The organism is Vibrio sp. NH-7 (assembly GCF_053643215.1).
Map to the genome: position 1 here is coordinate 1,542,721 of NZ_CM132188.1, position 12,322 is coordinate 1,555,042.

The following is a 12,322-nucleotide window of genomic DNA, read 5'->3' on the forward strand; positions in this document are numbered from 1 at the left end:
AATGGAGCTGGAACAGGCTCCCAAAACGGACGCTACGCTGCCAATGCTGATCCAAAACTAGAAATATTGAAAAAGAGTGGGGTTCCCTCCTTGCGACGAAGGAGGGATTTCTTGCGCGGTTAGAAGCTGTAGTTCACACCTAAGATAAATAGAGGAATGTAACCATCGAACTCATCACGTTGCGGGCCGCTAGCGAAGTCAATTTTCTTATAGCTTGCCTCACCAAACATGCGCCAGCTCTTTGAAAGTGGGTAGTTGGCAGATACGCCTAGCTTAGAGTAGTCTTCCGTCCACGCATGAGCGCCTGTTGCATCAACACTCTTTTCGAATGAACCAAACTCCCCCCACAATGACGCAGAAAGTTTACCGAAGTTATGCCAAATACCTGGTTTAATGATCCACTCAGTCTCTGTTTCAGAGTAACCATCTTTTGCCTTCCACTGACCTTCTTGGTAACGGAAATTCAACCATGCGCCCGTGTTGTCATTAATTTTGTAGCTAAAGCCTGGCTCAACTTCCCAGTACGGGAACTCCCCCGTGCCACGCTTGTATTCCACGTGGTAAAGCGCGTAACCATGCATACCTAAACGATCTGTCAGTTGGTAAGAACCAAACACTTTACCGCCCGGAGTAGTGCGTTGGTCAATACTCTCACCGGCTAACTTCAAACCCCAACCAATATTACCTTTTTCATGGTTGTAACTACGGTTAACATAGATTTCTTGGATTGAGTTTACGCCTCGGTTGTAGTCGGCATGCTTTAGGTTACCAGTAAACAACTCTTCACGACCTGAGTAGAAGCCAAAATCCCAACCTGGTAAGTCGTCGTGTCGGAAGCTACCTTGCGCTATGGTGTATTTAACTTTACCTTCGTTAACACCGTCATCGCGGATCAAACGCTCTACTTCAACGTTAGAACCTAGCGTACCATGGAACTTACTTTCTTCTTGTTGAGGAACACTTAGAGCAGTTAATAACTCAGCATTAGAGTATTCCGACTTCAATTGCTCTACGGCCGCTGCAAGTTTTGCATCTTTCTCTGCTTGAGGTTCTGTTAAGTCTTCAGCAAATGAAACACCTGAAAAAGCAAGGGTTAAAAGTACAGAAGATGCCACTACTGTTTTTTTCATGATTATTACCTTATTATCACATTGTTACTGTCGCCCCTCTGGGGAGCAATTTGATGCCTGCTGCAACAGGCGTTAATGTCACGCTCAAACGGGCTGCAACCCGAATTTTGAGCGCAGTAATCCTTAAGCCCGCCTCATGGTGGGCTTTTTTATTATTGTTAGTATTAAGAGTGAGAGCGGTTAACTCGCTTGCTGCACCTGAGGTGGCAGCGTAATTAAGTCATCAAGGGTATGGCCGCGCTCGTAGGCTTTACCTTTGCTGTTAAATAGGTGACATTTTTCAGCGGGGATACGGATGTTCAAACGCTGACCGACTTCGACATGCACGGTACCTGGTACGCGTACCAACACCTCTTGACCGCCGCGCACAAGCGTTGTGTAAAGTAGCGATTCCGTGCCTAGGCGCTCTAACCCTTCAACAATGACACCGACCCCTTTTTCATCAAGGTGAATGTCTTCTGGTCGAATACCCAATGTCATCAATGCGCCTTGTGTAGCGCCTTGCGCATTCACTTCAGCTTCGAAGGTGTAATCACCCACTTCAACTTGGGCTTTGTCTTCCGTGGCAGAAACTAAGGTCGCTGGTAACAAGTTCATTTTTGGCGAGCCTATAAAACCAGCGACAAAAAGCGTTTTCGGGAAGTAGTACAGATCAAGCGGAGAGCCAACCTGCTCAATCGCACCATCTCGTAACACGACAATTTTGTCTGCCAAAGTCATCGCTTCAACTTGGTCGTGCGTCACGTAAATCACGGTGGATTTGAGTTTTTGATGATACTCCGCCAACTGCAAGCGCATACGAACACGTAAAGATGCGTCTAAGTTTGAGAGCGGTTCATCCAGTAAGAACAGCTTGGGATTGCGAACAATCGCCCGCCCGATCGCCACACGCTGACGCTGACCACCTGAAAGCTGACTTGGCTTTTGCTTCATCAGGCTTGTCAGTTCAAGCATGTCGCCGACATCTTTTACGGCTTTTTTGATCTCATCGGCACTCAGTTTTTTAGCGAGTTTTAGACCAAATGCGATGTTCTCTTCTACCGTCATGTGTGGGTAGAGTGCGTAGGATTGGAAAACCATGCCAATCCCACGATCGGTAGGTGACAGGTTGTTGACGACTTCGCCGTCTAAGCACATTTCGCCTGAAGAAATCTCTTCTAATCCCGCAACCATCCGCAACATGGTCGACTTACCACAACCAGATGGACCAACGAAAACGGTGAACTCACCATCTTCGATAACAAGATTGGCGTCTTTGATGATGTGCGCACCGTCTGGGTAAATTTTATTGATATTCTTCAGTTCTAAGCGTGCCATTGTGCTACCTACATTTAATTTCAATCGCCGGTTGGGGCGCAATTGGGGCAGGCAAGCTGCCCCTTTGGTTACTCTCAGTGCAAATTACAGTATCTCTGCCAACTTCATATGCGCGGTATCTTCGAAACGCCATGTTGCATGACCAACACGGTCGTTAGGCCCAATACCGATTACACGCATACCCGCTTCTTTTGCTGCGTCCACACCTGCTTCGGCATCTTCAACCACGATGCACTCGTCAGCGTTTACGCCCACTTGACCTGCCGCATGAATGAACACGTCTGGCGCAGGTTTAGAGCGGTTGACTGACCAACCGTCGCCAATGGCATCAAACAGCGGCGTTAAGCCAAGACGATGCAAGATAGGACGAGCATTCTTACTTGCTGATGCCAGTGCTACTTTGATGCCACGTGCGTTTAGCTCAAGTAGGAACTGCTCAATACCCGGTAGAACGTCTTTCGCAGAAATCGTATTCAACAAATCCACGTAGTAATCGTTCTTGCGCTCCATCAGCTCAGCAAACTTCTCTTCGCTGATCTCTTTACCGTTCAAGATAATATTCAGAGACGCTTGACGAGACACGCCACGTAGCTGCTCATTGATTTCACGGTCGAAGTAGTAACCTTCTTCGTTCGCCATACGCTGCCACGCTTGGTAGTGCAGCTCAGCCGTATCCGTGATAACGCCATCTAGGTCGAAAATGAATGCCTTACACATTGAACGTCACCTCTGTTGAATCGATAACACGTGGCTCACCCGCCACTTCGATGTTTAACGCTTGGCCGTTGAACTCCGGACGCTCGATGCGAACTTGCTCTTGGTCAACGGTCACTTCGAGGCGCTCACCTTTCCAGTAGATTGGGAAGTTCAGGCTATCCCACTCTTTAGGAAGGTTAGGGTTGATACGCAGGTTGCCACCAAGCATACGAACACCGCCGAAACCGTAAACCACACACTGCCACATGCCGCCGATAGACGCCGCATGAATACCGTGATCCGAACTCTTCATGTTCTGACCAATGTCGATAGACGCCGCTTGTTGGAACAGGTCGTAAGACAGCTCTGGGTTACCCACATCTGACGCCAATACCGAGTGCGTAGACAAGCTTAGCGATGAATCGTGCAGCGTCTTCGGCTCGTAGTAGTTCCAGTTTGCTAGCTTGGTTTCTAGGTCGAACTTATCTTCTTGCTGAAGGAACAACACCATGATGTCGGCCTGCTTAGACACCTGCATCTCGTTAACCTGTTCTAGGTTGTAGTCTTGGAACAGACCACCAACGAATGGCTGCTCTTTGTACTTAGTCAAGTCGATGATTTCTTTCTGTAGGTAAGTGTCATCCTGTGGGATAACCTTATCTTCCGCGCGTGGCTGAGGTAGGTAGATGTTGTCTACTCGCTCTAGCCACATCTTGCGCGCTTCCACTAGATTTAGCTTGTCAGACAGCTTAGCCAGTAGCTCTGGGTTCGACGTTTCTAGATCTTCAAAGTAGCGAATCGCCAGTTTGATGTTCTCTACCGCCATGTAGTTGGTGAAGGCGTTGTTGTCGATGTGCTCTTTGTACTCATCAGGGCCGATTACGTTGCAGATACCCCACATGTTGCGGTCTTCAAGCCACTCTAAACGACTTGTCCAGAACGTTGCTGTGTCGAACATGATCTCGTAGCCCATGTCGTCCATGAACTTCTGATCGCCAGTGATTTGGTAGTACTGCCACAATGCGTAAGTGATGTCACACGTGATGTGCTGCTCTATAAAGCCAGACCAAATCTTGGTCGACTTACCCGTGATGATGTCTACTGCACCCCATACAGGCGTGACCTCTTCACCCGTTAAAGCCGACTCCCATGGGAACTGTGCACCAATGTAGCCGTTGTCTTTCGCTTTCTTACGAGCGCCGTCTAGTGTCTTGAAGCGGTATTCAAGTAGGCTGCGAGCGACCTCAGGCATCGTGTAGATGAAGAACGGAAGCATGAAGACTTCTGTATCCCAGAACGAGTGGCCTTTGTAGCCTTCGCCAGAGAGACCTTTCGCGCCGATACCGAAACGAGAGTCATGCATTGGCGTAAAGATGTTCAGTTGGTATTGAGCAAAACGAATCGCAAGTTGGTCGAAGTCGCTACCACCGATGGTGATGTTCATGCCAGCCCAACGCTTGTCCCACTCTGCAGCGCTCTCTTCTAGGAGCTCATCAAAGCTGCGGTCAGCATTAGTTTTTAGGTTCGTCAGAGCGTGGTCACGCAGCGCCTGAAGCTCGTAACCTTCCACATCGAATTGCTTGTCGCGAGAGGTATGCACCACACCGACTTTTTCTGTGCCGAACGTTTCACCCGCTTTCAAGTCGTAGTTAATGTTTAGCCATACTTTACGACGGTCCATTTGCAGACCTGGGTCAATTTCAGTTTCCTGACCATCCACAAGGTAGCGGTGAGACGTTAGGAATACAAAGTCTACTTTGCTCTCTGTTGTGTGTTGTAGAAGCTCGATAAAACGCTTGTCGTAGATACGCTTTTCGCCTTCGTGGAAATGCTGGGCACCTGAGTTAGAAAGCTGCGCATCCACACCAGAGCGGATTTCGATTTTCGCATCGCTGTTCAGCGCTTTTACTTGAACGTCAAATGCCATTAGGTGAAGGTTGGCTTGCGAGAAGAAGCGACGGAAACGCATCTCAAAGCTCTTACCTTCGTTATTTGTCCATGTGAATTCACGGATTAGCTCACCGTTTTTCACGTTTAGGCGACGAGAGTAGTTGCTCACTTCACCGGTTTCTAGGTGGAAACGGCGACCATCGATGAAGATTTCAATCGCGCTCATGTCTGCAGAGTTTGGCAGCTCGGTGACTTCGTCTGCATCAAACTTATTGTAAGTTCCCGCAACGAAAAGGTTGCGAACCTGTCCCACGTATTTTTCTTCCGTTGCACTACGCGCGCCCATGTAGCCATTTCCTTGGCTCATTACTACTTCACATTTACCTTGGAAAGCTGAGTCAAACGCCGTCTCTTCAACGATCCAGTTTTTAAGTTCGCCTTGACCAGCGTTGTAGTTCATAAACATCTTAAATATCCCCGAAATTTAACCTTTAACAGCGGAAGAAATGTCGTTACCCACGAAGTAACGTTGGAAAACCATAAATACAATCAGTACTGGGATTGTTGACAGGAAAGCCCCCGCCAAGATCAGGTTCCAGTCACCTGCTACGCCATAAGCGTTACGTAAACTCAATAGACCAACAGGAAGCGTGAACGCATCAGCTGGGCTGTTAATGACCACAAGCGGCCAGAAGAAGTCGTTCCAAGCACCTTGGAAACCAAGGATGGTGACCGACAAGATGGCTGGCTTAGCCAGTGGCATAAATACCTTCCAAAGAATCACAGCCGGGCTTGCGCCATCTACAATTGCGGCTTCTTCCAGTTCTTTCGGAATGTTCTCGAAGAACTGTTTCATAATCAGAACCTGACCCGAAGCAACGACCGCGGTGATGACCGCCCATGGTGTATTCAATAAGCCGATATCTTTATAAATTAAGTAGTTAGAGATGAACGTTACTTGGCCCGGAATCATCATGCTGAACAACATGAAAGCGAACACAGCACGCGCACCAGTGAACTTCAATCGAGCTAAGGCATAACCCGCTGTACATGCAAAGAACAGGGTCAGCAGCACCTTACCAATCGCGATGAAGAACGAGTTGATGGTCCAGCTCATGAACAAGCTCTTACCTGTATCTAGGCTCACCGACTCGGTGTACACGCGAACGTAAGACTTAAACACGTAGCCAATCACACCCGGCGCGGCGTTATCCCATGCCGCGACACGACCACGACGCTCCATCTTGCTTGGTGCTAGCGTGCTATCAATCAGCACTTGGCCGCGCGGCGCTTCTACCGTTAGTGGCAGCGTTGCAATCTCAGGACCTTGCCCTTGATACTTAATGGAAAATGCCCACGTTTGGCTGTGGCCTTGTTTGGTCAGCTCGCGACGACCACGCTTTTCTACAAACGTCACCTTGTCGTTAGTGTCTACCAGCACTGGCTCGCTGACTTGCGCGTAATCGGCAGCAAAGTCGGTCACGATAGCCGCAGCCATGCCTGTACCTGGACGACGGCGTGGCACTTCAATCTCAGGGACTGTCAGCTCTTTACCATCTTCCACCGCGTAAGTGACGGTGAAGTTCACTTCTGCACCCGGTGCAAATCCACCGAACATTGGCGCATCGTTACCTTCTTTACCGAGTTGGTAAGCCGCGCCCCAGTTACTGGGTTGAACCTGAGCAAAATTGAACTTAAATGGCTGCTCTAATGGGTCATCTTTCAAACTCGCTAAGAAAGCCACCACGAAAGTACCTAGCATGACAGTCGCAACCAGTAGCAAAGCACTGTAAACCCAAGCCACTTTCGCCCAACGGCGACGCGCTTGAAACTTGGAAATCTCTTCCATTGATGCCATTGGTTTAGCATCTTGGTGATTCATTGCTGACATCGGGTTAGCCATCTGCTTTCTCCTTTACACCAAAGATTTTCTGCAGATACACCACTGCCAAAGTAATGAACGCCAATACCAGTGCTGCTGCGCTTGCCATGCCGATTTGTGGCGTGCCACCTGGTGGGAACGCATTGTGGTAAACGTAGTAAGCCAGCGTAATGCGTGATTCAAGCGGTGCTGCTGAGCCAAGCAGTGCCACTTGGTCAAACATTTGTAGCGTACCGATGATGGAGAAAGTCACGACGACGAACGTCACTGGTGCTAACTGAGGAATCGTAATGTTCCAGTGCTGTTGCCACTTGTTCGCACCATCAATGTGCGCCGCTTCGTAAAGCTCTCCAGGAATGCCTTGCAAGCCTGCTAGGAATAGCAACATGAAAGTCGGGATGGTGGTGTAAATGTTCTGAATCACGATTGCCCAAAGCGTTAGAGGCATTGGCCCGACATGATCACGGGTGTTTAGCCAGTTCACTTCTACAACTTGATTAGTGACTTCAACCCAGCCCATAGCGCTAGCCACAAATGTCGCCACACCCGCAACGATGAAAGAAAGAATGCCCCACGCAGGATCCAACCAGCCAACCGGTAAGCCTTTCAAACGGTCTTTCGTTACCAATACAAACTGAGTTGCGACAGCGACAAGAACAAAGCAGCTCAAGTGTGGGTAGTGGTTCACGACATCGGTGACAAAGCCGTTCAGATAACCGTTCTTTTGGTAGAACCAAATGAAGATCAAAGTGACAGCCGCACTCGATAAGATACTTGGCAAGTAAAACGCCGTTCTAAAAAAGCTTTTCGCACGAATTTTAGAGTTCACCAAAATCGCTAAGCCAAGCGCTAACACGGTTTGTACACAGGTCACAATCAGAGAAAACCAGACGGTGTTAGCCAACGAAAGAAGAAAGAGATCGTCAGTTAATAGCGCTTTAAAGTTAGCCAAACCAACCCAGATGGCATCACTGAACAGGTCGTACTCAGTAAAACTGAAGTAAACCGTTCGCACTAATGCATAAAGGAAAAACACCACCAAAGTGAGTACAAATGGCCCAGCAAGGAGCCATCCGTAGACTTGTTGGCGTAAACGTAAAGAGTTCATCACTCGCTCCGTTACTTAGCCATCAACGCATCGTATTTTTCTTGTGCCATTTTGAGCGCTTCTTTTTGCGTCATCTGGCCAAGTAAAACAGAGTTCAATGCTTCATTAATCGGAGTCATCCATGCTGTGCCATAATCGCCAAATGCAAAGGGCTCAACGTTGCCTTCCAGGGCGCCATCAAATACCTGCTTAGATAACTCACTTTCAGAAGTTTTCTGAGCGAAGAAATCCGATTTCCCGAGCGCCTCACGGCTAGGTAACGCTAGGCCCGAATCCAGAACCCATTCTTGAGCTTTTTGGCTAGTTAGGATTTCGACCGCTTTTTGCGTAGCCGCAACATTTTTACCATCTGCGTTTACGCCCCATGCAACAGTAAACAGCAGATTGCCACGCTCACCACTAACGGGATCTTTAGGCATTAAGGTCGTGCCATAAGGCAGGTTTGGCGCTTTATCACGCAGATAACCGCTAATCCAGTTGCCTTCCAGGGCCACCGCCGTCTCTTCGGTTCCGAAGCAACCGCCACCCCAGCCTTGGCCTAAATCCGTTGCCAGAATGCCGACTTTGTCTTCTGTCACTAGACCAGTATAGAAGTTAAATGCACGAGCAAAGTTGTCATCCAGTACCGTCTTCCCTTGTTCGTTGAACGGCTTCCAACCTGTTGCTAACGCGAACGGTGCAAAGCGAGCGTAATCCGGCATAACGCAGATTCCCGATACTTCATCAGCCAAGGCCTCTTTCACATCCAGAAGCTTTTTACGTAAATCCTGCCAAGAGTCCTGATTAGTTGGGTAAGCAACTTCGGCGTCATCAAAAATATCTTTGTTAAACTGTAGAGCGATCGTATTGAAGTCTTTCGCAACACCGTACTGCTGACCATTGAGTGTGAATGCGGCGTTCAAACTTGGAATAAGCGTCTGTGATAAATCATTCAGTTCGGTGTTGTTTGCTGCAACTTTGCCTGACTTCACCAAGGTATTGGCAAATACTACGTCAACGTAAAACGCATCCGGCGCAGTACCAGCGGATAGGGAATTGGTAATAAATTGAGAGAAGTCACCTTCTACCGCTTGGTACTTAACCTCTAAGCCAGCTTTTGCGAAATCATCCGCCAGTACGTCATTGACCAGTTTGTTCAGGACGACAACGTCGTTCCCGCCCCAGCCAGCAATGGTTACTTCGGTCTTTGCAACAGCCTGAGTAGATAGGCCGGCAGCAAGTAGGGATACTGCCAATATTGTTTTTTTCATGTTGCCCTCAATTCCTTCATTTCAAAATCTGAGGGTATTATGCGAAATTTACGTAAGCGCTTACGTTAAGTTGATCACATTACGCTTTTATGACGTGGAGAAACAAAAAAAGCATGACAGAAGTCATGCTTTTTGAGGTTATTGTTAATTATATGATCGTTTTTTACGTTGTTTTGCCCAATTTTAAGCTTACCGCAACCACCGAACCCACGGGCTGTTCACGTAAAATGGCTTGCTCAAGCATAGATGCGACGCGTGCAGCAATCTTATCGGTATCTTGCACTATGGTGGTTAAATCTTTAGAAATACCCGGCAAACCATCGTAACCTACAACGGAGAAATCCTGAGGAAGCTCATACCCTCTATCTTTTAGAGCGGCGATAACACCAAGCGCCGTTTCGTCACACTCACAAACAAAGCCTTGATAGCCCTCAAGCTGCTTTTTATCAATATTCATGAAGTAACGATAAGCAGCGATTTCTCCTAAAGGATCAGCGCCAGTACGTAACTCTCGAACAGGTAAGGCATTGCTGGCCATCACCGACATATAGCCTTGATGACGGAACTGATAGCCATCACCATAAGTGGTTGGAGTCACAAAGCAAATGTCCGTTAAGCCTTTATCTACAAGGTGTTGCGTTGCTTCACGACCACCATTGAAATCATCCGGTGCCACCCAAAACGAGCCTTCACTCATGCCAATACAAACAAAAGGAAGATCTAACTGCTGGCAAGTTTTAATGCGCTCATCATCGGTTGTAATACCGAGTAACACAGCGCCGCCAACCTGCTCTAAATCCACTTCACCAAAGCTCACGGGTAATAAGTTTCGGCCTGAGTTTTTAATTGCCGCCGACAGTGAAGGCCATAGCATTCCTAGATATCGAGAAGCGTAAAAGTCATGGGGACCCAGTGAGATCGCAATCGTGTTCTTATGACTGCCGCTTAGTTCACGGGCCGACGTGCTTGGAACATAACCAAGGTCTTTACAGATATCGAGAATTTTCTTTCTGGTTTTCTCGCTAATACCAGGCTTGTTATTTAAGGCTCGACTAACGGAAGCAATTGAAACACCAGCGACTTTTGCTGCTTCATGTATAGTTGCTTTCTTTAGTTCCGCGTCAGTTTTTGGTGCACTCACTCGCGCTCTCCTACCGCAAAACGTAAAATTTACGTTTATTATCTAGTAAGAAAAGAAAAACTCAACTCTCATTTACGTAAATTAGGATTGTCGTCAACCAAATTCGTTAATTTTTCGTTCGTTCAGTTAACTTTCTCACTCTCGCAACACACTCATTGGGCCGTTTTCCGTAAGAAATCATAAAAGCAAAGGGCTGCAGGGCCCGTTTTGGCTCCCTTCGGAAGGGTGATATGCAGCGGCACTTGATACTTTTCATTGTGCTCGACTTTAAGCACCTTTAACTGGCCTGTGTTTCTTGACTTGATGATGTGCTCTGGCAAGCGGCAAAACCCGACACCTTGCTCCACCGCCCGAAATGCATGATCAAAATTATCAACGGTAATCCGCTGATTCGCCTTTAACCAGCCGACATTTTGCTCTTTGTTCTCAACCTGAGTCGCCCCCAGATCGCGAATGACAACTTGGCAATGAGTGGCAAAATCCGACATACAAACCTGACTTTGACTTGCGAGTGGGTGCTTACTTGAGACAACGGGCAACATACTCGTCATCGAAAAAGCTTCGGCAGGATAGTTAGTCACCGGCAAAGTAATTATTGCAATATCCGCTTGCTCGCTGGTCACCATTTCTGCCGTTTTAGAAAGCGAAGTCTCTACAACTTGAATGGAGGTGGTACTGTTTTGACTAAGATACTCTGCCATCGGTTGATAGAGCAGGCTCGGGTCGCAGAGGTGATCCATCGCGACGGTAATCTCTGACTCGACACCCGCTGAAATTTGTTGGCTTAAGTCTTCTAGCTCTCTGGCCTGTTCAAGCATACTGCTCGCTCTTCTAAGCAGTGAACGGCCATGCTCAGTCACTGTGGCGCGTCTTCCCTTCACCTCCACCAGCTTAACGCCCAGTTGGTCTTCAAGCTTTTTGATCGAGTAAATCAGAGTGGTATGACTTTTGTTTAAAGCCGAAGCTGCGGCTTGAATACTGCCCGCCCTATCCACTTCCTTCAGCGTAACCCATTGCTCAAGTGTACTTTTCAACCTCATTACACAACCTGTCAGTTTTTTAGACATTAAAGCGCAATATTATGAACTTTTCTGTTTAATTTATATAGACAACAATATCTCCATCGAACAGCAATACGCGTTCACAACAGACAACAATTGGAGAAACTAAGATGAAATTACTGCAAGTCGATTTTGAATATCATGGCCCTATGGGCGAAGAGATGTCTCGCGCATTGGTAGGTCTAGCGGAGTCAATTAATCAAGAACCCGGCATGATGTGGAAAATCTGGACAGAAAACGAATCTGAAAAGCGAGGTGGGGGTATCTATCTTTTCCAAGATGAGATCAGCGCACAAAATTACCTAGACATGCATGCCGCTCGGCTAAAAGAAATGGGAGTCGCAGAAGTGCGTGGCGTTATTTTTGACATCAATCAGCCACTGACTGAAATCAATCGTGGGCCAGTTGGCCTGTAAGGAACCGCTATGACCAATAGACTGTTTTTAACCGTACATGGCAGCATCTACACTGTGTTTGCATTCGCACTGTTTTTTCTGCCGACCATGATGTGGCCAATGTATGGTGTAGAGATTAACGATAAGTACGCTTACTTTCTGTCTCAGCACACAACTATCTTTCTCGGTGGTGTAGCGGCAGCAAGCCTGTTTCTAAGAACAATTGAGCACAAAGAGACAATGCAACAGCTACTCAAAGCACTGCTTGTCACCAACCTGCTTGGTGTCGTAATAACTGGCTATGCTGGATTGACAGGGATCTTTGTCGGCTTCGGTTGGAGCGATCCAGCCTTCTTCGCTCTGTTGTCTTTGCTTAGCTATAGACAGCTAATCAAGCAATCATAATTCCAACGCCTATTTGCGCCTGTGACTAAGCGCAGATAGGCACACCT

The 12,322-nt window shown here is 47.7% G+C and carries 11 protein-coding genes; 2 read left to right on the top strand and 9 right to left on the bottom strand.

The genetic code is table 11. The features are described from left to right. Nucleotides 1–119: 119 nt before the first annotated feature. The 9 genes from ACUALS_RS21325 to ACUALS_RS21365 form a co-directional block, all read right to left on the bottom strand. Complete coding sequence (locus tag ACUALS_RS21325; RefSeq protein WP_038135648.1) at nucleotides 120–1,130, bottom strand: OmpG porin family protein; 1,011 nt, start codon at nucleotides 1,128–1,130, stop codon at nucleotides 120–122. A 180-nt stretch (nucleotides 1,131–1,310) separates the two neighbouring features. After that, nucleotides 1,311–2,447 (bottom strand): ABC transporter ATP-binding protein, encoded by a 1,137-nt coding sequence (locus ACUALS_RS21330; RefSeq protein ID WP_454449651.1) that lies wholly within the window; start codon nucleotides 2,445–2,447, stop codon nucleotides 1,311–1,313. An 84-nt stretch (nucleotides 2,448–2,531) separates the two neighbouring features. Further along, the gene (pgmB, locus tag ACUALS_RS21335; RefSeq protein ID WP_454449652.1) at nucleotides 2,532–3,164 is read right to left on the bottom strand and encodes a beta-phosphoglucomutase; all 633 of its coding nucleotides are present in this window, start codon (nucleotides 3,162–3,164) and stop codon (nucleotides 2,532–2,534) included. Then, nucleotides 3,157–5,499, bottom strand: a complete 2,343-nt coding sequence (locus tag ACUALS_RS21340; RefSeq protein ID WP_454449653.1) for a glycoside hydrolase family 65 protein — start codon at nucleotides 5,497–5,499, stop codon at nucleotides 3,157–3,159. Before ACUALS_RS21340 ends, pgmB begins: the two co-directional genes overlap by 8 nt. Before the next feature lie 18 nt (nucleotides 5,500–5,517). Continuing rightward, nucleotides 5,518–6,936, bottom strand: coding sequence for a carbohydrate ABC transporter permease (locus ACUALS_RS21345; RefSeq protein WP_390219012.1), 1,419 nt, complete (start codon nucleotides 6,934–6,936; stop codon nucleotides 5,518–5,520). Continuing rightward, nucleotides 6,929–8,023: a carbohydrate ABC transporter permease gene (locus ACUALS_RS21350; RefSeq protein WP_008074151.1), complete on the bottom strand. Its 1,095-nt coding sequence runs from the start codon at nucleotides 8,021–8,023 to the stop codon at nucleotides 6,929–6,931. The genes ACUALS_RS21345 and ACUALS_RS21350 overlap by 8 nt, the downstream gene beginning before the upstream one ends. Before the next feature lie 11 nt (nucleotides 8,024–8,034). Next, complete coding sequence (locus tag ACUALS_RS21355) at nucleotides 8,035–9,273, bottom strand: type 2 periplasmic-binding domain-containing protein (protein WP_008074150.1); 1,239 nt, start codon at nucleotides 9,271–9,273, stop codon at nucleotides 8,035–8,037. A 163-nt stretch (nucleotides 9,274–9,436) separates the two neighbouring features. Next, nucleotides 9,437–10,414: a LacI family DNA-binding transcriptional regulator gene (locus ACUALS_RS21360; protein ID WP_454449654.1), complete on the bottom strand. Its 978-nt coding sequence runs from the start codon at nucleotides 10,412–10,414 to the stop codon at nucleotides 9,437–9,439. A 152-nt stretch (nucleotides 10,415–10,566) separates the two neighbouring features. After that, a complete protein-coding gene (locus tag ACUALS_RS21365; RefSeq protein WP_043886447.1) occupies nucleotides 10,567–11,454 on the bottom strand; it encodes a LysR family transcriptional regulator in 888 nt (295 codons plus the stop codon). A gap of 131 nt (nucleotides 11,455–11,585) precedes the next feature. Between ACUALS_RS21365 and ACUALS_RS21370 the strand changes: the two genes are divergently transcribed. Together ACUALS_RS21370 and ACUALS_RS21375 are read left to right on the top strand one after the other, a co-directional pair. Further along, a complete protein-coding gene (locus ACUALS_RS21370) occupies nucleotides 11,586–11,891 on the top strand; it encodes a monooxygenase (RefSeq protein ID WP_038135636.1) in 306 nt (101 codons plus the stop codon). Nucleotides 11,892–11,900: 9 nt separating this feature from the next. Beyond that, a complete protein-coding gene (locus ACUALS_RS21375) occupies nucleotides 11,901–12,275 on the top strand; it encodes a hypothetical protein (RefSeq protein ID WP_454449655.1) in 375 nt (124 codons plus the stop codon). Nucleotides 12,276–12,322: the final 47 nt, after the last annotated feature.